This window comes from Modestobacter lacusdianchii (genome assembly GCF_054177765.1).
In genome coordinates this window covers 23762-46118 of the sequence record NZ_JBJJTJ010000027.1, presented here as the reverse complement: position 1 = coordinate 46118, position 22357 = coordinate 23762, and the positions used below count along the sequence as shown (strand labels likewise).

Annotated in this window: 24 protein-coding genes; 16 read left to right on the top strand and 8 right to left on the bottom strand. The window is 74.0% G+C overall.

Annotated elements, in window-relative coordinates; all coding sequences use genetic code 11:
- Position 1: 1 nt before the first annotated feature.
- Entirely contained in the window at positions 2-1234 is a 1233-nt protein-coding gene (gene hemW / locus ACJTNH_RS16960) for a radical SAM family heme chaperone HemW (protein ID WP_458177733.1), read from the top strand.
- A 76-nt stretch (positions 1235-1310) separates the two neighbouring features.
- Here hemW and recQ read toward each other — a convergent pair whose 3' ends face one another.
- Positions 1311-3167, bottom strand: coding sequence for a DNA helicase RecQ (gene recQ / locus ACJTNH_RS16955; protein WP_458177731.1), 1857 nt, complete (start codon positions 3165-3167; stop codon positions 1311-1313).
- A 105-nt stretch (positions 3168-3272) separates the two neighbouring features.
- Between recQ and ACJTNH_RS16950 the strand changes: the two genes are divergently transcribed.
- From ACJTNH_RS16950 to ACJTNH_RS16935, 4 genes are all read left to right on the top strand, one after another.
- Positions 3273-4172, top strand: coding sequence for an ATP-binding cassette domain-containing protein (locus ACJTNH_RS16950; protein WP_458177729.1), 900 nt, complete (start codon positions 3273-3275; stop codon positions 4170-4172).
- Positions 4169-4909: an ABC transporter permease gene (locus ACJTNH_RS16945; protein WP_458177727.1), complete on the top strand. Its 741-nt coding sequence runs from the start codon at positions 4169-4171 to the stop codon at positions 4907-4909. The genes ACJTNH_RS16950 and ACJTNH_RS16945 overlap by 4 nt, the downstream gene beginning before the upstream one ends.
- A gap of 83 nt (positions 4910-4992) precedes the next feature.
- Positions 4993-6120, top strand: coding sequence for a sensor histidine kinase (locus ACJTNH_RS16940; RefSeq protein WP_458177725.1), 1128 nt, complete (start codon positions 4993-4995; stop codon positions 6118-6120).
- A complete protein-coding gene (locus tag ACJTNH_RS16935; RefSeq protein WP_458177723.1) occupies positions 6117-6725 on the top strand; it encodes a response regulator in 609 nt (202 codons plus the stop codon). Before ACJTNH_RS16940 ends, ACJTNH_RS16935 begins: the two co-directional genes overlap by 4 nt.
- A 79-nt stretch (positions 6726-6804) precedes the next feature.
- On the opposite strand, the gene ACJTNH_RS16930 is transcribed toward ACJTNH_RS16935, so the two are convergent.
- Positions 6805-7137, bottom strand: coding sequence for a type II toxin-antitoxin system VapB family antitoxin (locus ACJTNH_RS16930; protein ID WP_458177761.1), 333 nt, complete (start codon positions 7135-7137; stop codon positions 6805-6807).
- A 205-nt stretch (positions 7138-7342) separates the two neighbouring features.
- On the opposite strand from ACJTNH_RS16930, the gene ACJTNH_RS16925 reads away from it, so the two are divergent.
- The 3 genes from ACJTNH_RS16925 (at position 7343) to ACJTNH_RS16915 (ending at position 8820) form a co-directional block, all read left to right on the top strand.
- The gene (locus tag ACJTNH_RS16925; RefSeq protein WP_458177721.1) at positions 7343-7735 is read left to right on the top strand and encodes a hypothetical protein; all 393 of its coding nucleotides are present in this window, start codon (positions 7343-7345) and stop codon (positions 7733-7735) included.
- A gap of 161 nt (positions 7736-7896) precedes the next feature.
- Positions 7897-8517 (top strand): hypothetical protein, encoded by a 621-nt coding sequence (locus ACJTNH_RS16920; RefSeq protein ID WP_458177719.1) that lies wholly within the window; start codon positions 7897-7899, stop codon positions 8515-8517.
- 21 nt (positions 8518-8538) lie between these two features.
- Positions 8539-8820 carry a hypothetical protein gene (locus ACJTNH_RS16915; RefSeq protein ID WP_458177717.1) on the top strand — a complete coding sequence of 94 codons (282 nt, stop codon included), beginning with the start codon at positions 8539-8541 and terminating at the stop codon, positions 8818-8820.
- 769 nt (positions 8821-9589) lie between these two features.
- On the opposite strand, the gene ACJTNH_RS16910 is transcribed toward ACJTNH_RS16915, so the two are convergent.
- Together ACJTNH_RS16910 and ACJTNH_RS16905 are read right to left on the bottom strand one after the other, a co-directional pair.
- Positions 9590-9931, bottom strand: coding sequence for a type II toxin-antitoxin system PemK/MazF family toxin (locus ACJTNH_RS16910; RefSeq protein WP_458177715.1), 342 nt, complete (start codon positions 9929-9931; stop codon positions 9590-9592).
- Positions 9928-10173 (bottom strand): hypothetical protein, encoded by a 246-nt coding sequence (locus ACJTNH_RS16905; RefSeq protein WP_458177713.1) that lies wholly within the window; start codon positions 10171-10173, stop codon positions 9928-9930. The genes ACJTNH_RS16910 and ACJTNH_RS16905 overlap by 4 nt, the downstream gene beginning before the upstream one ends.
- Before the next feature lie 169 nt (positions 10174-10342).
- On the opposite strand from ACJTNH_RS16905, the gene hrcA reads away from it, so the two are divergent.
- Genes hrcA through ACJTNH_RS16890 form a run of 3 tightly spaced genes read left to right on the top strand, consistent with a single transcriptional unit; the run spans position 10343 to position 13270 of the window.
- Positions 10343-11365: a heat-inducible transcriptional repressor HrcA gene (gene hrcA / locus ACJTNH_RS16900; protein ID WP_458177711.1), complete on the top strand. Its 1023-nt coding sequence runs from the start codon at positions 10343-10345 to the stop codon at positions 11363-11365.
- A gap of 16 nt (positions 11366-11381) precedes the next feature.
- Complete coding sequence (gene dnaJ, locus ACJTNH_RS16895; protein ID WP_458177709.1) at positions 11382-12521, top strand: molecular chaperone DnaJ; 1140 nt, start codon at positions 11382-11384, stop codon at positions 12519-12521.
- Complete coding sequence (locus ACJTNH_RS16890) at positions 12518-13270, top strand: 16S rRNA (uracil(1498)-N(3))-methyltransferase (RefSeq protein ID WP_458177707.1); 753 nt, start codon at positions 12518-12520, stop codon at positions 13268-13270. The genes dnaJ and ACJTNH_RS16890 overlap by 4 nt, the downstream gene beginning before the upstream one ends.
- Before the next feature lie 104 nt (positions 13271-13374).
- Here the strand turns inward: ACJTNH_RS16890 and ACJTNH_RS16885 are convergent, their stop codons facing one another.
- The 4 genes from ACJTNH_RS16885 to ACJTNH_RS16870 form a co-directional block, all read right to left on the bottom strand.
- Entirely contained in the window at positions 13375-14979 is a 1605-nt protein-coding gene (locus tag ACJTNH_RS16885) for a PhnE/PtxC family ABC transporter permease (protein WP_458177705.1), read from the bottom strand.
- Positions 14976-15704 (bottom strand): phosphonate ABC transporter ATP-binding protein, encoded by a 729-nt coding sequence (locus ACJTNH_RS16880; protein WP_458177759.1) that lies wholly within the window; start codon positions 15702-15704, stop codon positions 14976-14978. Before ACJTNH_RS16880 ends, ACJTNH_RS16885 begins: the two co-directional genes overlap by 4 nt.
- A 14-nt stretch (positions 15705-15718) precedes the next feature.
- Entirely contained in the window at positions 15719-16687 is a 969-nt protein-coding gene (locus ACJTNH_RS16875) for a putative selenate ABC transporter substrate-binding protein (RefSeq protein WP_458177703.1), read from the bottom strand.
- Positions 16688-16812: 125 nt separating this feature from the next.
- The gene (locus ACJTNH_RS16870) at positions 16813-18372 is read right to left on the bottom strand and encodes a GAF domain-containing protein (RefSeq protein WP_458177701.1); all 1560 of its coding nucleotides are present in this window, start codon (positions 18370-18372) and stop codon (positions 16813-16815) included.
- A gap of 139 nt (positions 18373-18511) precedes the next feature.
- Between ACJTNH_RS16870 and ACJTNH_RS16865 the strand changes: the two genes are divergently transcribed.
- The 5 genes from ACJTNH_RS16865 to ACJTNH_RS16845 all read left to right on the top strand — a co-directional run bounded on the left by ACJTNH_RS16865 (position 18512) and on the right by ACJTNH_RS16845 (position 22298).
- Positions 18512-18883 carry a histidine triad nucleotide-binding protein gene (locus ACJTNH_RS16865; RefSeq protein ID WP_458177699.1) on the top strand — a complete coding sequence of 124 codons (372 nt, stop codon included), beginning with the start codon at positions 18512-18514 and terminating at the stop codon, positions 18881-18883.
- A gap of 102 nt (positions 18884-18985) precedes the next feature.
- A complete protein-coding gene (locus ACJTNH_RS16860; RefSeq protein ID WP_458177697.1) occupies positions 18986-20116 on the top strand; it encodes a PhoH family protein in 1131 nt (376 codons plus the stop codon).
- A gap of 2 nt (positions 20117-20118) precedes the next feature.
- Positions 20119-20616: an rRNA maturation RNase YbeY gene (gene ybeY / locus ACJTNH_RS16855; RefSeq protein ID WP_458177695.1), complete on the top strand. Its 498-nt coding sequence runs from the start codon at positions 20119-20121 to the stop codon at positions 20614-20616.
- Complete coding sequence (locus tag ACJTNH_RS16850) at positions 20613-21953, top strand: hemolysin family protein (RefSeq protein ID WP_458177693.1); 1341 nt, start codon at positions 20613-20615, stop codon at positions 21951-21953. The genes ybeY and ACJTNH_RS16850 overlap by 4 nt, the downstream gene beginning before the upstream one ends.
- A gap of 6 nt (positions 21954-21959) precedes the next feature.
- Positions 21960-22298, top strand: a complete 339-nt coding sequence (locus tag ACJTNH_RS16845; RefSeq protein WP_458177691.1) for a cytidine deaminase — start codon at positions 21960-21962, stop codon at positions 22296-22298.
- Positions 22299-22357: the final 59 nt, after the last annotated feature.

Genomic DNA, 22357 nt, shown 5'->3' with positions numbered 1-22357 from the left:
GATGACCACGACCCTCCCTCTCCTCGGCCAGACCCCGGCGCTGCCCGCGGACCCCTCGATGCTCCCGGCGTCGGCCCGCCACACCCTCGGGACGACGCCGTTCGGGCTCTACGTGCACGTGCCGTTCTGCGCGACCCGCTGCGGCTACTGCGACTTCAACACCTACACCTCCGACGAGCTGGGTCCCGGCGCCAACCGCAGCGAGTACGCCGGCACGGCGATCGCCGAGCTGCGGCTGGCCGCCGAGGTGCTGGGCCCGGACTGGCCGGCGGTGCAGACCGTCTTCGTCGGCGGCGGCACCCCGACCCTGCTGCCGGCGCACGACCTGGTGGCGGTCATGGACGCCGTCCGTGAGCTCTTCCCGGTCGCCCCGGACATGGAGGTCACCACCGAGGCCAACCCCGAGTCGGTGACGCCGGAGTCGCTGGCCGTGCTGCGCGAGGGCGGATTCACCCGGATCAGCCTGGGCATGCAGTCCGCCGCCGAGCACGTGCTCGCCGTGCTGGACCGTCGGCACACCCCCGGCCGGGCGGTGCAGGCCGCCCATGAGGCGCGGGCCGCCGGGTTCGAGCACGTCAACCTCGACCTGATCTACGGCGCGCCGGGGGAGACCGACGCCGACTGGCAGGCCTCGCTCGACGCCGTGCTGGCCGCGCCGGTCGACCACGTCAGCGCCTACGCGCTCATCGTCGAGCACGGCACCCGGCTGGCCCGCCGGGTCACCCGCGGCGAGCTGCCGATGCCCGACGACGACGTGCTGGCCGACCGCTACGAGCAGGCCGACCGGGCCTTCGGCAGCGCCGGGCTCGGCTGGTACGAGGTGTCCAACTGGGCCCGCGACCGCGCCGCGCGCTGCCGGCACAACGAGCTGTACTGGGCCAACGCCAACTGGTGGGGCATCGGGCCGGGTGCGCACTCACACGTCGGCGGGCTGCGCTGGTGGAACGTCAAGCACCCGGCCGCCTACGCCGACCGGCTGGCCGCCGGCCTGCACCCGGCCGCGGACACCGAGCTGCTGACGCCTGAGGACCAGGCGCTGGAGCGGGTGATGCTCGGCCTGCGGCTGCGTGACGGCCTGCCGTTGGCCGCGCTGAGCGACGCCGGGCGGGCGCGGGCGGCGGAGTCCGTCGTCCGGGGACTGCTGGCGGCCGGGCCGCACGAGGCGGGGCTCGCCGTGCTCACCGACCGCGGCCGGCTGCTCGCCGACGCCGTCGTCCGCGACCTCACCGATTGACGAAGGACCCCGTCCTCCTCACCCTTCGCAGGCTCAGGGCGAGCCTCTGGACGGGGCCGGAGGACGGGGTCCTTCGTCAGCCGTGCAGGGCGGCGAGGAGGGACTCGCCGTAGCGCTCGAGCTTGGCCGCGCCGACACCGCTGACCGTGCCCAGCGCCGCCAGGTCGGCCGGCTCCTCGGTGGCGACCTGCCGCAGCGTCGCGTCGTGGAAGACCACGTAGGCCGGCACGCCCTGTTCCTTGGCGGTCGCGGCGCGCCAGGCGCGCAGTCGCTCGAAGGCGCCGGCGGCCGAGGCGGGCAGCTCCGGCGCGCCGGCCCGGTTGCCCTTCGGCGTCCGCGCGGAGCGGGCCGGGCGGTCGGGCTCGCGGCGCATCAGCACCTCGCGCTCCCGGCGCAGCACCGGCCCGCTGCCCTCGCTCAGCGCCAACGTCGAGTACTCGCCCTGCACCGCCAGCAGCCCCTGGGCCAGCAGCTGCCGCACGACGCCGCGCCACTGGCCCTCGGACAGGTCGGTGCCGATGCCGAAGACGGTCAGCTCGTCGTGCCGGTGCTGGGTGACCTTGTCGGTGCGCTTGCCGAGCAGGATGTCGATCGACTGGCCGGCGCCGAACGACTGGCCCCGCTCCCGCTGCAGCCGGAGCACCGTCGACAGCAGCATCTGCGCGGGGATGGTGGCGTCCCAGGACTCCGGTGGGCTCAGGCAGGTGTCGCAGTTGCCGCAGGGCTCGCTCTCCTGCCCGAAGTGGGCCAGCAGCCGCACCCGCCGGCACTCGACGGTCTCGCAGAGCGCCAGCATCGCGTCGAGCTGCGCCGACAGCACCCGGCGGTGCGCGGCGTCGCCCTCGGAGGAGTCGATCATCTTGCGCTGCTGGACGACGTCGGCGAGCCCGTAGGCCAGCCACGCCGTCGACGGCAGCCCGTCGCGGCCGGCGCGGCCGGTCTCCTGGTAGTAGCCCTCCACCGACTTGGGCAGGTCGAGGTGGGCGACGAAGCGGACGTCGGGCTTGTCGATGCCCATGCCGAACGCGATGGTCGCCACCATCACCAGCCCGTCCTCGCGCAGGAAGCGGGACTGGTTCCGCGCACGCACCTGCTGGTCGAGGCCGGCGTGGTAGGGCAGGGCGGGGACGCCCTGGCCGACCAGGAACTCCGCGGTCTTCTCCACCGACGCCCGGGACAGGCAGTAGACGATGCCGGCGTCACCGGGGTGCTCGGTGCGCAGCAGGTCCAGCAGCTGCTTGCGCGGCTCGTTCTTCGGCGCGATCCGGTACTGGATGTTCGGCCGGTCGAAGCCGGCGACGACGTGCAGCGCGTCGTCCAGCTGGAGCCGGGTGCTGATCTCGGTGTGCGTGGCCGGGGTCGCCGTCGCGGTGAGCGCGATCCGCGGGACGTCGGGCCAGCGCTCGTGCAGCATCGACAGGGCCAGGTAGTCGGGCCGGAAGTCGTGGCCCCACTGCGCGACGCAGTGCGCCTCGTCGATGGCGAACAGCGCGATCCTCCCGCGCTCCAGCAGCCGCGCGGTGGGCGAGGAGCCACCGCCGAGGGACTCCGGTGCGACGTAGAGCAGGTCGAGCTCCTGGGCCAGGAACGCCTCCTCGACCGCCCGGCGCTCGTCCCTGTCCTGGCTGGAGTTCAGGAACCCGGCCCGCACCCCGAGGGCGCGCAGCGCGTCGACCTGGTCCTGCATGAGCGCGATCAGCGGGGAGATGACGACGCCCACGCCCTCGCGCAGCAGCGCCGGCACCTGGTAGCACAGCGACTTCCCGCCACCGGTCGGCATCAGCACGAGGGCGTCGCCCCCGGCGACCACGTGGTCGACCACCTCGCGCTGCGGGCCGCGGAAGGCGTCGTAGCCGAACACCCGCTCCAGCACCTCGAGCGCGGGATCGGTGCGCGCGCGGTCATCGAGCACGAGGGCCTCGGTTCCGTCCACGAGGCGAGGGTAGGCGGGCCCGAGCCCCTCATCTGACATCCGTCAGACGGTGTGGACGACGTCTCGCACTGCCGCCGGCACCGGTCCGGGCGCCAGGCTCGTGCCATGCCCTCGACACCGGTTCTGGAGACCGCCGGACTGACCGTCCGCTACGGCGCGACGCTGGCCGTGGACGCGCTCGACCTGCGGATCGGCGCCGGCGAGACGGTCGCCCTGCTCGGCGCGAACGGCGCCGGCAAGTCCTCGATCGTCAACGCCGCGCTCGGTCTGTTCCACCCGGCCGCCGGTCAGGTCCGGCTGCTCGGCCGCGCGCCGGCCGAGGCGGTGCAGGCCGGCGGGGTGGGCGCGATGCTGCAGCACGGTGGCCTGCCCAGCGAGGCCCGCGTCGGTGAGGTGCTGGCGCTGGTCCGCCGGCGGCACGCCGACCCGTGGCCGCTGGACGACCTGGCCACCACCGCCGGCATCGCCGGGCTGCTCGACCGCGGGGTCGACGCGCTCTCCGGCGGCCAGCGGCAGCGGGTGCTGCTGGCCCTCGCCCTCGCCGGTGCGCCGCCGCTGCTGCTGCTCGACGAGCCCACCTCGGCGATGGACGTCGCCGGCCGGCAGGCCTTCTGGACGACGATGCGCGGGCTGGCCGACCGCGGCCACACCGTCGTCTTCGCCACCCACCACCTCGACGAGGCCGACGCGGTCGCCGACCGGGTCGTGGTCGTCGCCGGCGGGCGGATCCTGGCTGACGGGACGGCGGCGGAGGTCAAGTCGCGGATCGCCGGGCGCACCGTCCGGTTCCGCTGCCCGGGCCCACGGGACGGGCTGGCCGCACTGCCCGGCGTGACCGGGATCGGCGGGGACGGTGACCTCGTCGAACTCGCCACCACCGACGCCGAGGCGACCCTGCGCGCGCTGCTGGGCACCCGCACCGGGCTGCCCGACCTGGAGGTGCGTGGCGCCAGCCTCGAACAGGCCTTCCTACACCTCACGACCCAGAACGGGGCCCTCCGATGACCGACCTGCTCTTCTTCCAGCTCCGCCGGGTGGGCCGCAACCGGCAGTACCTGTTCTTCACGGTGCTGCTGCCGGCGCTGTTCACCGTCTTCTTCACCAAGGTCATCGGTGGACAGCTGGCACCGGGCGACTACCAGGACGTCGCCGGCTCCGTGCTGGTCTCGATGCTGGCCTACGGCGCGATCGGCGCGGCGCTGGGCGCGACCATCCGGATCGCCTTCGACCGTTCCTCCGGCTGGCTGCGGCAGCTGCGGGTGACGCCGGTGCCCAGCGGGTCGGTGTTCGCCGTCGACGTCGCCGTCGGTGCGCTGCTGGTGCTGCCGAGCCTGGTCGTCGTGGCGCTGGTGGGCCGGTTCGTCAACGGAGTCCAGTTCGGTCTGGGCACCTGGCTGGCGCTGGTCGGCTCGCTGTGGGCGGGCTCGGTGGTGTTCGTCGCCCTCGGCGTGGCGGTCGGGCTGGCGCTGGACGCGCAGGCCGCGGGTGCGGCGATCGGCATCCTCGGCACGGTGCTCGCCGCGCTGGGCGGGCTGTGGTTCCCGGTCGAGCAGTTCCCGGACGGGATGGCGACGGTGGCGCGGACCCTGCCCTCCTACTGGTTCGCCGAGCTCGGTCGCGACGTGGCGGACGGGACGCCGACCGGTGCGCCGGTGGCGCTGCTGGGCGCCTACGGCGTCCTGTTCGCCGTCGCGGCGCTGGCCGTCGCCCGGCGGCGCCCGCTGCACGCGGTGGTGGGCTGATGGAGGACCCCACTCCCCCTCACCACTCGCACGCTCGCGGCGGGCTCCCGGCAGCGGGGCCGAAGGGCGCTAGCGTCCACCCGGTGAACCGGTCGAGCTGGTGGGGTCAGGCGCTCTGGGCGGTGCCCTGGCTGCTGTTCCAGTTCTTCCCGGTCGCCGACCTGGTCACCACCGACCGCCCCACCGCGGCCCGCTGGGTCGGCGGGCTGGGCCTGGTGGCCTTCACCGTGGTCTACCTGCGGGTGATCGGCCAGCTCGGCCGGCCGCGGGCGCTGCGGCCGGACTTCGCGGTGATGACCGGCCTCGCCGTCGCGCTCGCGGTCGGCTTCGGCGCCAACTGGGCCGGGCTGATGATCTACGTGTCGGCCGCGGCCGCCGCCGCGCTGCCGTGGCGCTGGGTGTGGCCGGCGGTGGGCGCCGCGGCGCTGGTCTGCCTGGCGGTGCTCGTCGCCGACGACGGCTCGGGGCTGTTCTTCCTGCCGCCGATCTGCCTGCTCACCGCGTTCGGCATCCGCGGCACCGGCTACCTGATCACCGTCAACCGCGAGCTGCAGGAGGCCCGCGAGGAGCTGGCCCGCAACGCCGTCGCCGAGGAGCGGTTGCGTTTCGCCCGCGACCTGCACGACCTGCTGGGCCACTCGCTGTCCCTGATCGCACTGAAGAGCGAGGTGGCCCGCCGGCTCGCCGAGAGGGACCCGGCCCGCGCGCAGCAGGAGATGGCCGACGTCGAGGAGGCCGCCCGGCGGGCGCTGGCCGAGGTGCGGGACGCCGTCAGCGGCTACCGGCAGGTCAGCTGCGGGCAGGCCCTCGCCGAGGCGCGGGCGGCGCTGACCGGTGCCGGGATCACCGTGCGGCTGCCCGACCGGGTGCCCGCGCTGCCCGGCGGGGTCGACGCCGCACTCGGCTGGGTGGTGCGCGAGGCGACCACCAACGTGCTGCGGCACAGCGGGGCCGGCACGGTGACCGTCGACCTCGCCGAGGACGGCGTCCGGGCGGTGCTGACGGTGACCGACGACGGCGTCCCGGGAGCGGGGGAGCGGATGACCGTGCTGGGGAGCTCGTCGGGGTCGGGGCTGGCCGGGCTGCGCGAGCGGGTCGGCGCCCTGGGCGGCGACCTGGAAGCCGGGCCGCTGGACGGCGGCGGCTACCGGGTGCGCGCCACCGTGCCGCTGCTGCCGGCCGAGGCGCCCGCCGGACGGGTGAGCGCGTGACGATCCGGGTGCTGCTGGCCGAGGACCAGGCGATGGTGCGCGGGGCGCTGCGCACCCTGCTGGACCTGGAGGACGACATCGAGGTGGTCGCCGAGGTCGGCCGCGGTGACCTGGTGCTGGCCGCCGCCCGCGAGCACCGGCCCGACGTCGCGCTGCTGGACATCGAGATGCCCGGGCAGGACGGCATCGAGGCCGCCCGCGAGCTCGCCACCGAGCTCCCGGGGGTGCGCGCCGTCGTCCTCACCACGTTCGGCCGGCCGGGGTTCCTGCGCCGGGCGATGGAGGTCGGCGCGGCCGGGTTCCTGGTGAAGGACTCACCCGTCGCGGAGCTGGCCAAGGCGATCCGCGCGGTGGTGGCGGGGGAGCGGGTGATCGACCGCGACCTGGCCGCGGCGGCGCTGGCGCTGGGCGCGACACCGCTGTCGGTGCGCGAGGCCGACGTGCTGCGCGCCGCCGCGGACGGCGCGACGGTCGCCGACATCGCCGGCCGGCTGTTCCTGAGCGAGGGGACGGTGCGGAACTACCTGTCCTCGGCGATCGGCAAGACCGGCGCGCGCACCCGGGTCGAAGCAGCGCGGGTCGCGGAGGAGAAGGGCTGGCTCTAGAAGGACCCCCTCGCCCCCCACCTCTCGCTCCGCTCGGGGCGGGCCCCTGCGAGGGGGCCGGTACAGCGGGGTCCGGTTGTCAGTGCGCTTCGGCGGTGGTGGCCTGCTCGGCGGGCATCAGCGCGTCCAGGTCGAGCACGCGGACGTGGATGACGTTGCGCTGCTGCAGGGCCGCGCGCAGCGCGCGGTGCAGGCCGTCCTCCAGGTACAGCTCGCCGTGCCACTGCACCGCGTGCGGGAACAGGTCGCCGTAGAAGGTCGAGTCGTCGGCCAGCAGCGCGTCGAGGGCCAGCTCGCGCTTGGTGGTGACGAGGGTGTCCATCCGGATCTGCCGGGGCGGGATCATCGCCCAGTCGCGGGTGGAGAAGCCGTGGTCGGGATAGGGGCGTCCGTCGCGCACCGCCTTGAAGATCAGGGCTGAGCCTCCCGCTCCCCGGCCCCCTGGTGGGGTCCGTCGACCGGAACCACCCTAGTGGGATTCGATGCCCGTCGCCGACGCCCGCCGCAGCGGTATCGATCCCATGGGGCCCGATCGAGGCACCTCTGCGGCGCGGCGCTGTCGCCTCCTGGGCCTAACTGCGATCGTCGTGCGCAGACCGCGACCGGGAGGAGGCCCGATGCCCGACGAGGCGCCGGAGCGAGAGGGATCCAGGAGCAGGGAGCTCCGCGAGCTCCGGGAGAGCGTCCGGACAGAGGGTGTCCTCTGGGGCTGGGGGGCCGACGGCGGGCTCATCCCCTGGGAGGACCGCCAGGGCCGCCTGACGCTGGTCTTCTGGAGGTCCGCCGAGCGGGCAAGCGAGGAGAACGCGGACGAGGACGCCGGGCCGGGGGAGGGGCCGGTGGCCCATCCGGTCGCCGTTCTCCTGGAGAAGCTGGGCAGCTGGGTCGAGAAGGGCGTCGCCGTCTTCGGACTCGAGTCCCGTGGAGGCCGGATCCTGTACTCGCTGACTCCCGCCGAGTTCGAGCGATTCCTGGTCACCGGCCGGTCCACCACCGGCCAGCTCCCCTGAGCAGTCGATCGGGCACCACGATGGCAGAGGAAAGAGGGGGCGTGGGAGCTGCGCGAGTCCGGAAGACCAGGACGGCCGTCGGGCTCGTCACGGTGCTCGAGGTGTCCGGCGCGTGGCAGGACGAGTGGGTCCAGCTGGCCCGGGATCGGGGGTGCGACGGAGTGCAGTGGTACATGGACGGCGACTCGGGGCGTACGTGCGACCCACTGCTGGCGCTGGCGGACGCGCTGGTCTTCGTGCGCGTTCGCGCCAGTCGGACGGCCGTGGACGATGGTGCTCTCGCAGGCATGCCGGGTCTCCGGTTCGTGGATGCCACGACACGAGCACGTAACGAGCTCGACCTGACAGGCACCAGCCGATTGTCGGTGCTGATGGTCGACGACCGAGAAGGACTGGACTTCACTCGCGGCGATGCGCTACGGACGGCGGAGCTGTACTGCAACAAGCGGGACCTGGACTTCTTCGAGGGGGCCGAGCGCTTGAAGTCCCTGCAGCTGGCGAGTCGGCCTGCAACAGTCGTCGACTTCACCGCTCGCTTGCCTGGTCTGGAACGCCTTCGGTTGGCGAAGGGGAGCGTCTCGACCTTCCAAGGGCTCGTGGCGCCCAGACTCCAAGTCCTCTCGCTCGATCGAGTAGGTGGCGGCGAGCTGGACCTCGCGGATCTTGCTGGGTCTCCCGGTCTCCGACAGGTCAGCATCACTCCGCGCGAGCCGCTGGTCGTACGCAGTGCTGGATCGCTCAGCTGCAACCTGATCACGAACGACGCTGTGACGATCGCCTGATCGTCTGGGCGCCGCTCAGCGATGACCCGGTACGCCGACGCCGCCGGTGGCGTGACCACCAGCGTCTTCGATCAGTTCGGCAAGCCGACGAAGGTCAGCGACAGCATCGGAACGACGACGTCCTCCAGCTACGACCGGTCGATCGAGCCCCGCGGGTTCGTGACGTCGGTGCAGGACTCGGTGGCCGGCACCCTCTCGGCGGTCTACGGGCCCGACGGTCAGCTGACCAGCCAGTCTCTGCCCGGTGGCGTGCGGCTGGACGTGGGGTACGACGCCAACCAGTCGCCGGCCACCCGCACGTAGCAGCGGGCCAGTGACGATGGTTGCACGGCGAGTGTCGAGCCTTGGGGGACGAAGCGGGCGTGGTCGCTGGGCCCGTTGACGCACTCATCGGCTATGCGCGAGATCTAATCGCCGGAGAGTTCGAAGAACTGCTCTTTGTGGGCTTGGAAAGCAGTCGAATGCTGCTGGTCGACTGCGAAGGGGTGGGAGTTGGGGAAATGATCTCGGGTATCCCGTATGCGTTGAGTGGCGAGGATGGGCCTGCGGGAACTTGACGTGCGCCGCGTCGAGTTGGTCCATCGTCCCAGCCGTCTCGATCACTGCCGGTTGGCACTTGGTCTGCGCAATTGCTAGGCGATTCGCCTTTGCAGCCACTGTCGATCACGTTGCCCGGGGTACGGAGGTGCCAGCGGTGGCGCGCGGCGACCGGTTGCTGTGGGTGCTCCAATCGATCGAGCCGCACCGCTCCGTCACTCCGTCACTGACGGGGTGCTGGCCTGTAGGACCTTGGGGTGTGGGTCCTGCCATCATCCGCAACGACATGGCGGTGCTGGAGGAGGAGGGCTACATCACCCAGCCGCACACCAGTGCCGGCCGGGTGCCCACCGACAAGGGCTACCGCTTCTTCGTCGACCGGCTCAGCGCGATCAAGCCACCGCCGACCGCTGAGCGCAAGGCGATCGAGAAGTTCCTCGACGGCGCGGTCGACCTGCACGACGTGCTGGTTCGCAGTGTCCGGCTGTTGGCGCAGATGACCCGCCAGGGCGCCGTCGTCGAGTGGTCAGGTGAGTCAAAGGGCCAGAACGCGGCGGAGCCCGCGGTCGACGTCTTGCATGAGTGCGGCGGGCACGTGGCCGACCAGGCCGTCGAGGTCGTGGCGGTCGAGGGTGGCCAGTGCGGTCACGTTGACGGTCGAGTCGCGGGGGAGCCCGGTGGCGGCGGCGGGGAGGAACACGTTGCCCGGCATGGCGGCCAGTGCGGTGTTCGACGTGATGACCGCGGTGAGGACCGTGGACAGCCGGCTGGCGTTGTAGGCATCGGCCTGGATGACCAGCACCGGACGACGCTTGGCCGGCCGGCTGCCGGTCGCCGGCCCCAGGTCCGCCCAGTGGATGGTGCCGCGTTCGATCACCAGTCCTCGCTGGTGTCGAGCAGTCGCCGTCCGGCGGTGACGGCCTCGGCGGTCGAGGTGTCGGGTTCGGGTGCCACGTCGAGGGCTGCATCGATCTGGCCCGTCAGGGACTCGGCGTCGAGCTCGTCGAGGTAGCGGCGCGCTGCGGTGGCGAAGAACTCCGAGCGGCTCATGCCCAGCTCGGTGGCCCGTTGCGAGGCCCGGTCGAAGGTGTCGTCGGGCAGGGAGATCGCCGTCTTCACGCGGCGAGTATGACTGAGTCATACCGCGACCGTCCAGTAGTCCACGCCCGCGAGCCGGGGGACGGTCGCGGGGGCCGGTCGTATGCTGGCACTCGGCTCGCGTGAGTGCCAGGACGCGTCCTGGCCGACCGTGCGTGGGCCCGTCGATCCGGTACGGGAGGTGTCAGCCGTGGCGCACGACGACCGGCGCCTGCGGGTGCTGCGGGCGATCGTCCAGGACTACGTCTCCACCAACGACCCGGTGGGGAGCAAGGCGCTGGCCGCGCGGTACGACCTCGGGGTCTCACCAGCCACCATCCGCAACGACATGGCGGTGCTGGAGGAGGAGGGCTACATCACCCAGCCGCACACCAGTGCCGGCCGGGTGCCCACCGACAAGGGCTACCGCTTCTTCGTCGACCGGCTCAGCGCGATCAAGCCGCTGTCGGCCGCCGAGCGCAAAGCGATCGAGAAGTTCCTCGACGGCGCGGTCGACCTGCACGACGTGCTCGGCCGCAGCGTCCGGCTGCTGGCCCAGCTGACCCGCCAGGTCGCCGTCGTCCAGTACCCGACGCTGTCGCGCAGCGCCGTCCGGCACCTCGAGCTGGTGCCGCTGTCGACGTCCCGGCTGCTGATGGTGCTGATCACCGACACCGGCCGGGTCGAGCAGCGGATGGTGGAGGTGCCGGTCGACACCGAGGCCGACACGGTCGCCGAGCTGCGCAGCACGCTCAACGCCGCCTTCACCGGCGCCAAGCTCGGCGAGGCCAGCGACAAGGTCGCCGGCCTGGTCGAGAACGCCGCACCGCACCTGCGCCCGCTGGTCGCCGCGGTCAGCGCGACCCTGCTGGAGACCCTGGTCGAGCCCTCGGAGGACCGGCTGGTCATCGGCGGGACGGCGAACCTCGCGCAGGGCAGCGCGCTGGACTTCCCCGGCACCTTCCGGCCGCTGCTGGAGGCGCTGGAAGAACAGGTGGTCGTCCTGCGGTTGATGGCCGAGGTGGGGCCCAGCACGGTGACGGTGAGCATCGGTGAGGAGAACGAGCACGAGGCGCTGACCGCCGCGTCCTTCGTCTCCGTGGGCTACGGGTCCGGTGACCAGGCCCTGGGCGGCCTGGGTGTCGTCGGGCCCACCCGGATGGACTACGCAGGGAACATCGCCGCGGTACGAGCCGTGGCCCGCTACGTCGGCCACCTGCTGGCCGAGAGCTGAGGACTGAGACCACCGAATGGCAACCGACTACTACGGCGTGCTGGGCCTGTCGCAGGGCGCCAGCGACACCGAGATCAAGCGCGCCTACCGCAAGATGGCCCGCGACCTGCACCCCGACGTCAACCCCGACCCGGGTGCGAAGGAGAAGTTCGGTGAGGTCAGCCGGGCCTACGAGGCGCTGACCGACCCGGAGAAGCGGCGGATCATCGACCTCGGCGGTGACCCCTACGACACCGGCGGCGGCCGTGGTGGCAGCCCGTTCGGCAACGCCGCGGGCTTCGGCGGCCTCGGCGACATCATGGACGCCTTCTTCGGCGGCGCCGGGGGCGCGCGCGGGCCGCGCAGCCGCACCCGCGAGGGCGAGGACGCGCTCATCCGGGTCGACCTCGACCTGCACGAGACGGTCTTCGGGACGACGACCGACATCACCGTCGACACCGCCGTCCTGTGCGACGTGTGCACCGGCGCGGGGACGGCGCCGGGCACCCACCCGGAGACCTGCTCGACCTGCAACGGCCGCGGTGAGGTGCAGAGCGTGCAGCGCTCCTTCCTCGGTCAGGTCATCGCCAGCCGCCCGTGCCCCACCTGCCAGGCCACCGGCCAGGTCATCCCGAGCCCCTGCGCGCAGTGCGGTGGCGACGGCCGGGTGCGGGCCCGCCGCACCATCCCGATCAAGGTCCCGGCCGGCGTCGAGGACGGCATGCGGATCCGGCTCGCCGGCTACGGCGAGGTCGGGCGCGGCGGTGGCCCCGCCGGTGACCTGTACGTCGAGGTGCACGAGCGCCCGCACGACGTCTTCACCCGGGACGGCGAGGACCTGCACTGCCGGGTCACCCTGCCGATGACCGCCGCCGCGCTGGGCACCACGCTGAAGCTGGAGACCCTCGACGGCAACGAGGACCTGACGATCAAGCCGGGCACCCAGTCCGGCAGCGTGCTCACCCTGCGCGCCCACGGCGCCCCGCGGCTGCGCGGCACCGGCCGCGGCAACCTGATGGTGCACCTGGACGTGCAGACCCCGACCCGGCTCGACGCCCGCCAGTCCGAGCTGCTGCGCGAGCTGGCCGGGCTGCGCGGCGAGGACCTCACCGAGGGCAGCAGTGCCCACCACGGCGGCCTGTTCACCCGGGTCCGCGACGCGTTCAACGGCCGATGACCTCGGCCGGCCCCGAGGCCGACGGCGCCCCGCTGTTCCTGCTCGACGAGGTGCCCGACGGTGACGTGCTCACCGTGGACGGTGCCGAGGGCCGGCACGCCGTCGACGTGCTACGGCTCGCCGCCGGGGAGCGGGTGCGGGTCAGCGACGGGCAGGGGCTGCTGGTCGAGGGCTCGGTGCTCGCCGCCGAGGGGTCGGCGCTGCGGGTCCAGGTGCTCGCCCGGCACGACGTCCCGGCCCCGCAGCCGGAGTTCGTGCTGGTGCAGGCGCTGCCCAAGGGCGACCGCGGGCCGCTCGCCGTCGACCTCGCCACCGAGCTCGGCGTCGACCGGATCGTGCCCTGGACGGCGGCCCGCTGCGTCACCAAGTGGCGGGAGGACCGGGTCGACAAGGGCCTGGCGAAGTGGCGCTCGGCCGCCCGTGCGGCCACCAAGCAGGCGCGCCGGCCGCGGGTGCCCGAGGTGACCGAGCCGATGAGCACCCGCCAGGTGTGCGGCATGCTCGCCGACGTCGACCTGGCGCTGGTGCTGCACGAGCAGGCTCGCCAGCCGTTCGCGAAGCTGGATGTGCCGGCCACCGGCAGGATCGCGGTGATCGTCGGCCCCGAGGGCGGGCTCACCGACGGTGAGGTGGTCGCCTTCCGCGCGGCCGGCGCCCACTCGGTGCGCCTCGGCCCCGAGGTGCTGCGGACGTCGACCGCCGGGGCCGCCGCCCTCGCCGCCCTCTCCGCCCGCACCCGCTGGGCGTAGCCGCCCCCCTCCCGGTGTCGATCATGGGCGGGTTGCCGATGACACGCCGGACGGCGGCGCGGCGGTCGGCGCAACGCCCATGATCAACGGGCCCGGGGGCAGGCTCAGCGCAGGGCCGCCCGGGCACGGGCGCTGACCAGGTCGACGGCGGCGGTCAGCACGACCAGGGCGGCGAGCACCGTGGTCACCCCGCCCCAGTCGAAGGCGGCCACCCGGCTGGCCAGCAGCGCCCCGAGCCCGCCGGCGCCGAGCAGGCCGACCAGCACGGTGTCCCGGATCGCCACCTCCCAGCGGTACAGCGCGAACGCCAGCACCGGCCCGGTCGCGGCGGGCAGCACCCCGTACAGCCAGCTGCCCACCGGCCCCGCGCCCAGCGCGGTGAGCGCCGCCCGAGGCCGGGGGTCCAGCTCCTCGGTCGCCTCTGCGGCCAGCCGGCCGAGCACGCCCAGGGTGTAGACGCCCAGCGCCAGCGCGCCGGGCAGCACGCCCGGCAGCAGCACGAACAGCAGCACCAGCGCCCACACCGGCGGCGGCACCGCGCGCAGCAGCAGCAACCCCAGCCGGACGACGGCACCGGCCACCCGCCGTCCCGCCGAGGCCCGGGCGGGGCGGGCGGCGACCCCGGCCAGCAGCACCGCGCCGACCGTGGCCACCGCGATGGCGATCACCGACATCTGCACCGTGTCGACCGCGGCCCGCGCCACCGCCGACAGCAGCGGGCCGTCGACGTCCGGGGGCCAGGCGGCCGAGAGCACGTAGGCCAGCTGTGCACCGGTGCGGTCGCTGACCAGCGTCGCCGGGGAGATCGCCAGATACCACCACGACCAGGCCACTCCGAGCAGCACGACGGCGACGGCGGCGGTGAGCGCGGGGTCGCGGCGCAGCCGGTCGCCGGACGCGCGGGGTGCCGCGACCCGCCGGCGCACCGCCCGGCCACCCACGTCGGCGGCCAGGCAGAGCAGGGCGAGGGCGTAGACGCAGGACCACACCTGCGCCCAGCGCAGCGAGCTGAACGACAGCGACAGCTGGTAGCCCAGCCCGCCGGCGCCGATCAGCCCCAGCACCACCGCCGACCGGACGGCGCACTCGAGCCGGTAGAAGGAGTACGACAGCAGCCCGCCCGACGCCGGGGGCAGCAGCCCGTACAGCGCCGCGGTCGCCCGGCCCGCGCCCGCGGCGAGCAGCGCGGAGTACGCACCGCGGGGCACCTCGTCGAGCAGGTCGGCGAACACCTTCGCGGTCACCGCGCCGTACGGGATGCCGATCGCCAGCACGCCCACCCACGGGTCCAGCCCGAGCAGGTTGACCAGCAGCAGCCCCCACACCGCCTCGTGCAGCCCGCGCGGGACGGCGAGTGCGCCCCGGGCCAGCGTCCAGCACAGTCGGCGTCGTCCCCAGGTGGTGCGGGCCAGTGCCACCGCCCCGACCGCGCCGAGCCCGACGGCCAGCGCGGCGCCCAGCACGGCGTACGCGACGGTGACCAGCACCGACCCGGCCAACACCCGCAGGAACTCGCCGTCCAGCGCGGGGGAGAGGGCGGCGGCGGCGAACCGGCCGAACTGCGCCGTCCCGGCCGGGTTGACCACCTCGCCGGCGAAGGCGCCCGCGCCGGCCAGCGACCAGAGGACCAGGGCGAGTGCGCCGAGGCCCCAGCCCCAGCGGGCCCGCACCCGGCGCAGCACGGGCGGCCGGTCGAGCACGGTGGTCACCGCGGGGCGCCGTAGAAGTCGGCCAGGTCGCCCGCGGTGAGCGATGCGGCCGGGGCATCGAGGGCGATCCGGCCGTCGACCAGGCCGACCACCCGGGTGCAGTGGCGCAGCGCCAGCACCGGGTCGTGCAGCGACGCGACCAGTGCGCCGCCGCGCTCGGCGGCCAGCCCGGCGAGCAGCTCCAGGGTGCGCCCGGCGAGCAGCGGGTCCAGGGCCGAGGCCGGCTCGTCGGCGAGCACCAGCTCGGGTCGCTGCACGAGCACCCGGGCCACCGCGACGCGCTGCCGCTGCCCACCGGAGAGCCGCTCGGTGCGCTCGAACACCCGGTCGGCCAGCCCCACCCGGGCCAGTGCGTCGAGCACCTCGGGCAGCCCCTGCGGCCGGGCCAGCGACCAGGCCGCCCGCCAGGCCGGCCAGCTCGACAGCCGGCCGGCGTTGACGTTGTGCACCACCCGCAGCTGACCGACCAGCTCCAGGTGCTGGTGCACGGTGCCCACCCGCGCGCGCAGCTCCCGCAGCGCCCGGCCGCGCAGCGCGGTGGGGTCCGCACCGAGCACCCGCACCGACCCGGCCGAGGGCAGCACCGCGCCGTTGGCCAGCCCGAGCAGCGTCGACTTGCCGGCGCCCGACGGTCCGACGACGGCCACCCGCTCGCCGGCGCCGACGGTCAGGTCGACGCCGGCGAGCGCGGTGGTACCGCCGTAGCGGACCGTGACGCCGTCCAGCCGGAGGACGGCGGTCAGCTGATCAGCCCCAGGTCGCGGCCGATCGCCTCGATCTGGGTGTAGTTCGACGCCTCGGTCGGGATGAACGACCCGGCACCGAACAGCTCCAGCACCTCGTCCCCGGCGGGCAGGCCGGTGAAGTACGCCAGCAGCCGGTCGGGCAGGTCGTCGCCCAGCCGCTCGACGGCCTGCGGCCCGAGCAGCCAGTGGTAGTCGTGGTACTCCGGGGTCCGGGCGTACTGGACGACGGCGGACGGGTCGACCGTGCCGTCCTCGGTGCGGGAGGCCCACACCTGCTCGTTGAGCACGCCGGCCTGGTAGCTGCCGCTGGCCACCAGCGAGATCGTCGCGTCGTGCGAGCCGGAGAACCCGGGCCCGCCGGGGAAGCCCTGCGGGTCGACGCCCTGCTCGGTGAGGAAGAAGGCCGGCATCAGCCGCCCGGACGTCGACGTCTCGCTGCCGTAGGTGAACCGGAGGCCGGCCAGCGGGGTGAGGTCGTCGGCGGGGGCGAGCCCGGTGTCGGTGTTGACGATGAACACCGAGGTGAACGACTCGTCGATGTCGCGCTGGGCGATCGGCTCGGCGCCGGGGGTCTGCAGCCGGGCCTGCACGCCGGTGAGGCCGCCGAACCAGACCAGGTCGAGGTCGCCGGTGCGGAACAGGGACACCGCGGCGCCGTAGTCGGTGACCGGGGTGTAGCTGACGTCGAGGTCGAGCGCGGTGGACATCGAGTCGGCGACCGTGCCGTAGAGGCGCTGCAGCACCTCGGGGTCCTGGTCGGGGATCGCGCCGATGGTCAGCGAGCCCCGCGAGCCGGACGACGAGCCGGCCGGGCCCCCGGACGACGACACGGGGGAGGTGCGACCGCAGGCGGCGAGGACGGCCGCGGCGGTGGCCGCGGCGCCCGTGAGGAAGCCACGGCGGGAGAGCGAGCGGAACTGTTGTGGGGAGCCACCCGACCGGACGGCGCGACGGCTGCTCACTACGTCCTCGGGTGCGGCTGGGGTGCGGACACGGGGACCTCCGGGGAGACGGACGACGGTTGCCGGCCCATCCTCGCCCACGCCCCCGGCCGGCCGGGAGGGGCCACCCGGAGAGCCCCCGGCGGTCAGGCCAGGTCGACGATGCTGCGGGTCACCGCCGCCTGCTCGGTGAGCACCCCGCCGATCAGGTGCTGGGTCTCGTTGATCCGCTCGACGATCTCCCGGATCGAGGCCAGCGCGCCGACCACGTTCTGCACGTCGCCCTGGATCGTGGCGACCCGGCTGCTGACGTCCTCGGTGGCCTGGGCGGTCTCCCGGGCCAGCTCCTTGACCTCGCCGGCGACCACCGCGAAGCCCTTGCCGGCCTCGCCGGCCCGGGCCGCCTCGATGGTCGCGTTGAGGGCCAGCAGGTTGGTCTGCTCGGCGATGCCGGTGATCACCTTCACCACCTTGTCGATCTCCGCGCTGGACCGGCCGAGGCCCGCGACGAACTCCGTCGCCTCGCCGGCGACGCGCTGCCCGTCGCCGGCCACCCGGGTCGCCTCGGCGACGTTGCGCTCGACCTCGTCGATCGAGGCGACCAGCTCACGGCCGGCCTCGGCCACCCGGCCGGCCGCCGCCAGCCGCTGCACGGTCTGGGAGATCAGGAAGGCGGTGTTGCGCAGCGCGTCGCGCCGGCTGTCGCTCATGATCAGGGTGCGGGTGGCGAAGAAGTCCATCGTGCCGACGATGCGGCCGTCGACGGTGATCGGCAGGCACACCCCCGACCTCACGCCGGCGTTGCGGGCGGCCGGCGCGCGGACGCAGTCGGTGACCTCGCCGAGGTCCTCCACGAACACCAGGTCGCCGGCGGCCCAGGTGCGGCCGGCCACGCCGACGCCCTTGGCGAAGCTGGCCTCCCGGCTGACCGCCTTGAACTCCGCGCCCAGGTCACCGGACTCCAGCGAGAGGGTCAGCGCCGTGCCCGCGTCGTCCAGCGTCCAGTACGAGCCGTAGTGCCAGTCGAACTCCCGCCGGATGGTGGCCAGCGCGGTGCTCACCGTCTCCTCGGCGGTCCGGGCGCCGCTCAGCTCGCGGAGCAGGCTGTTGATCGCCGCGACGTCCCCGGCCGCCCGGCGCTGGTCCTCGGCCTCGGCCACCCGGCCGAACGCCTGCGACACCAGCTGGCCGACCGCGCGCAGCGCGGCCAGCCGCTCGGTCGAGGGGGCCAGCGTCTCGGTGGTGAAGAAGTCCATGGTGCCGACCACGGCGCCGCGGCGGACGACCGGGAAGCACACGCCGCTGCGCACCCCGGCGCGCTGGGCCGCCGGTGCCCGCACGCAGTCGGTCAGCTCGCCGAGGTCGGGCACGAACACCAGGCCGCGCGCCTTCCACGCCCGGCCGGACAGCCCGACGCCCTCGGCGAACGAGGCGGCCAGGGTGACCTGGCGGAACTCCTGGCCGGCGTCGCCGGACTCGACCGCGAAGTGCAGCCGGCCGTCCTCGGGCACGATCCGCCAGTAGGAGCCGTACGCCCAGCCGAAGCAGTCCCGCACGGTGTCCAGCGCGACCCGGGCCACCTCCTCGGCGGTGCCGGCCCGGTCGAGGGCGGCCAGCACCCGGGTGACGGCGGTGACGTCGGACCGGGCCTCGGCCAGCTCCGCGGACTGGCCGGTGTCGTTGCGGCGGGACGAGGTGAAGCGCATGGCCGGTCCTCTCCTTCCTCGGCCGGTCCGGTGAGGGCTTGAGTCCAGCCATCGAATTGTGCGCGATCCAACCGGACTGTCTCGTTCCGGCCCCGGCCGGTCTGCCGTCGCGGACGGTGCTCGGCCTAGGGTCGAGGGCATGACCGAGCCCGCGAGCGACTGTCTGTTCTGCCGGATGGTGGCCGGGGAGATCCCGCCGGACGTCGTCCGGGAGACCGACCGCACGCTCGCCTTCCGCGACATCAACCCGCAGGCGCCGACCCACGTGCTGGTGGTCCCGAAGGAGCACCACCCCACCCTCGGGGCGCTCGCCCAGGCCGACCCGGAGCTGACCGCCGAGCTGGTCGCGGCCGCGCACGCGGTCGCCCACCAGGAGGGGCTCGTCACCGACGACGGCCCCGAGCCGGGGTGGCGCCTGGTGGCCAACAGCGGCCCGCAGGCCGGGCAGACGGTGCACCACGTGCACCTGCACGTGCTCGGTGGCCGCGGCCTCGGCTGGCCGCCCGGCTGAGCCCCGCGACCCCGGCCGGGTCGAGCGGGGCATCGGGGTGGCCTGCGCGGGTACGCTGGCCCAGGTCACAACCCCGTCGCAGGAAGGCAGGGTCGAGCGTTCTTGCCCGACACCTCACCAGACGCCGCACCGGAGACCATCGCGTCCTCCCGTGAGCTCTCCGCGCGTGCCGCGGCAGCCGGCGTCCCGGACAGCCCGGCCGTGCCGGCCGACGTCCGCACCTCCATCACCGTTCCCGAGACCGTGTCCATGGTGGCCCTGCTGGGCTCCGGGGACGAGCTCCTCCGCCTGGTCGAGACCGAGCTCGCCGCCGACGTGCACGTGCGCGGCAACGAGATCGCGATCACCGGGCAGCCGGCCGACAACGCCTTCGCCGTCCGGGTCTTCGACGAGCTGATCGCGCTGCTGGCCACCGGCCAGGCGCTGCGCCCGGACTCGGTGCGCCGCGTGGTCGGCATGCTCCGCGCCGGCGGCTCCGAGCGCCCCGCGGAGGTGCTCAGCCTCGACATCATCAGCCGCCGGGGCCGCACCATCCGGCCCAAGACGCTGAACCAGAAGCGCTACGTCGACGCCATCGACAGCCACAGCGTGGTCTTCGGCATCGGCCCGGCCGGTACCGGCAAGACGTACCTGGCGATGGCCAAGGCCGTGCAGGCGCTCACCACCAAGCAGGTCAACCGGATCATCCTCACCCGCCCCGCGGTGGAAGCCGGCGAGCGGCTGGGCTACCTGCCCGGCTCGCTGTCGGAGAAGATCGACCCCTACCTGCGCCCGCTCTACGACGCGCTGCACGACATGGTCGACCCCGAGTCGATCCCGCGGCTCATGCAGGCCGGCACCATCGAGGTCGCCCCGCTGGCCTACATGCGCGGCCGCACGCTCAACGACGCGTTCGTCATCCTCGACGAGGCCCAGAACACCACCGCCGAGCAGATGAAGATGTTCCTCACCCGGCTCGGCTTCGGCTCCAAGATGGTCGTCACCGGTGACGTCACCCAGGTCGACCTGCCCGGTGGTGCGCAGAGCGGCCTGCGGGTCGTCCGGGAGATCCTCGAGGGCATCGACGACGTGCACTTCGCCACGCTGACCAGCACCGACGTCGTCCGGCACCGGCTGGTCGGCGACATCGTCGACGCCTACGAGCGCTGGGACGCCGCTCGGCAGCCCGCCCCGGGCGCCGGACCGGCCCGCGCCGGCCGGCCCGCCCGTCCGACCCGGCAGCAGGGGAGCTGAGCGTGGCCGTCGAGGTCGTCAACGAGTCCGAGATCTCCGTCGACGAGGGCGCGCTGGCCGGGGTCTGCCGGTACGTGCTCGACGCCATGGAGGTCAGCCCGCTCGCCGAGCTCTCCGTGCTCTGCGTCGACGTCGACTACATGGCCAGCCTGCACGAGCGGTGGATGGGCGAGAAGGGCCCCACCGACGTGCTCGCCTTCCCGATGGACGAGCTGGACACGGGCCGTCCCGACGACCCCGACCCGGGTCCGGCACTGCTCGGCGACGTCGTGCTCTGCCCGGCCGTCGCCGTCCGGCAGGCCCGCGCCGCCGGCCACTCCATGGCCGACGAGCTGCTGCTGCTGGCCACCCACGGAGTGCTCCACCTGCTGGGCTACGACCACATGGAGCCCGACGAGGAGAAGGAGATGTTCGGCCTGCAGTCCAAGCTGCTCGAGGGCTGGCGCTCCACCCCGCGGGAGCCGGTGACCGGCGAGCCGGCGGAGTCCGAACAGCGATGAGCTCGACGTCGATCGTCCTGCTGGTGATCGCCGTCGTCCTGGTGCTGGTCGCCGGCGTCTTCGCCGCGCTCGACGCCGCCCTGCAGCGGCTGTCCAAGGCCCGGGTCGACGAGCTCCGCCGGGACGGCGCCAAGCGTGCCGGCGCCCTGGTGCTGGTCATGGAGGACCGCGCCCGGCACGTGGCGCTGCTCCTGCTGCTGCGGATCGTCTGCGAGAGCGCGGCCACCGTGCTGGTGACGCTGATCTTCTACGTGCTGCTCGACGGCTTCACCCTCGGCGTGATCGTCGCCATCGCCGTGATGACCGTGGTCAGCTATGTGCTGGTCGGGGTCGGTCCCCGCACCGTCGGCCGGCAGCACGCCTACCCGGTGGCACTGGCCGCCGCGCCGCTGATCCGGCTGCTGGGCAGGGTGCTCGGCCCGGTCGCCACCCTGCTGATCCTCATCGGCAACGCGATCACCCCGGGCAAGGGGTACCGCGACGGCCCGTTCAGCAGCGAGGTCGAGCTGCGCGAGCTGGTCGACATGGCCGAGGAGCGCGGCGTCGTCGAGTCCGGCGAGCGCAACATGATCCACGGCGTCTTCGAGCTGGGCGACACGATCGCCCGCGAGGTCATGGTGCCCCGGCCCGACGTCGTCTGGATCGAGCGCGGCAAGACCCTGCGCCAGGCGCTGGCCCTCTGCCTGCGCAGCGGGTTCAGCCGGCTGCCGGTGATCGGCGAGAACGTCGACGACATCATCGGCGTCGTCTTCATGAAGGACCTCGTGCGCCGCTCGCAGGGCTCCTCGGACTCCCGGGCCACCGAGCCGAAGGTGGAGGACCTGCTCCGCCCGGCCAGCTTCGTGCCCGAGTCCAAGCCGGTCGACGAGCTGCTGCGGGAGATGCAGGCCTCGCGCACCCACATGGCCGTCGTGGTCGACGAGTACGGCGGCTTCGCCGGGCTGGTCACCATCGAGGACATCCTCGAGGAGATCGTCGGCGAGATCGACGACGAGCACGACACCGTGCAGCGCCCCCCGATCGAGGAGCTCGAGGACGGCTCGGCCCGGATCACCGCCCGGCTGCCGGTCGAGGACCTCGCCGACCTGTTCAAGGTCGAGCTCCCCGACGACGACGGTGTCGAGACCGTCGGCGGCCTGCTGGCCCGCGAGCTGGGCGTGGTGCCGATCGAGGGCTCCGAGGCGGTGGTCGGTGGGCTGCGGCTGGTCGCCGAGAGCACCGGCGGGCGCCGCAACCAGATCGACACCATCCTGGTCTGCCGGGTGCCCGAGCCCGGTGACGAGGACGACGCCGAGGAGGCCGCGCGGGAGCCCGAGCCGGCCGCCGTGGAAGGCTGACACCTCGTGACCTCTGCTGAGCTGCACCCCGAGGACGCCAAGCTGATCACGCTGGCCCGCTCCGCCCGCGGCCGCACCGGTGCCGCCGAGGGCGCCGCGGTCCGCGACACCGACGGCCGCACCTACCTCGCCGCGACCGTGTCGCTGCCCTCGCTGCAGCTGTCCGCGCTGCAGGCCGCGGTGGCCGCGGCGGTCTCCAGCGGGGTCGAGGGCCTGGAGGCGGCGGCGGTGGTCAGCGTCGCGGAGTCGGTCGAGCAGGCCGGTCTGGCCGCGGTGCACGACCTGACGCCGTCCGCGCCGGTGCTGCTCGCCGGCCCCGACGGCACCGTCCGCACCACCGCCTGACCGTCCCCACCCGCCTCGCCCGGCCACGCGAGAGCGCGAGCCCCGCGCTCTGTCGCGCG

Excerpts from the sequence above, each read along its gene's own strand:
- hemW (WP_458177733.1), top strand. The coding sequence starts at position 2 with ATGACCACGACCCTCCCTCTCCTCGGCCAGACCCCGGCGCTGCCCGCG.
- ACJTNH_RS16950 (WP_458177729.1), top strand. The coding sequence starts at position 3,273 with ATGCCCTCGACACCGGTTCTGGAGACCGCCGGACTGACCGTCCGCTAC.
- ACJTNH_RS16945 (WP_458177727.1), top strand. The coding sequence starts at position 4,169 with ATGACCGACCTGCTCTTCTTCCAGCTCCGCCGGGTGGGCCGCAACCGG.
- ACJTNH_RS16925 (WP_458177721.1), top strand. The coding sequence starts at position 7,343 with ATGCCCGACGAGGCGCCGGAGCGAGAGGGATCCAGGAGCAGGGAGCTC.
- ACJTNH_RS16915 (WP_458177717.1), top strand. The coding sequence starts at position 8,539 with ATGACCCGGTACGCCGACGCCGCCGGTGGCGTGACCACCAGCGTCTTC.
- dnaJ (WP_458177709.1), top strand. The coding sequence starts at position 11,382 with ATGGCAACCGACTACTACGGCGTGCTGGGCCTGTCGCAGGGCGCCAGC.
- ACJTNH_RS16890 (WP_458177707.1), top strand. The coding sequence starts at position 12,518 with ATGACCTCGGCCGGCCCCGAGGCCGACGGCGCCCCGCTGTTCCTGCTC.
- ACJTNH_RS16870 (WP_458177701.1), bottom strand. The coding sequence starts at position 18,372 with ATGCGCTTCACCTCGTCCCGCCGCAACGACACCGGCCAGTCCGCGGAG.
- ACJTNH_RS16865 (WP_458177699.1), top strand. The coding sequence starts at position 18,512 with ATGACCGAGCCCGCGAGCGACTGTCTGTTCTGCCGGATGGTGGCCGGG.
- ACJTNH_RS16850 (WP_458177693.1), top strand. The coding sequence starts at position 20,613 with ATGAGCTCGACGTCGATCGTCCTGCTGGTGATCGCCGTCGTCCTGGTG.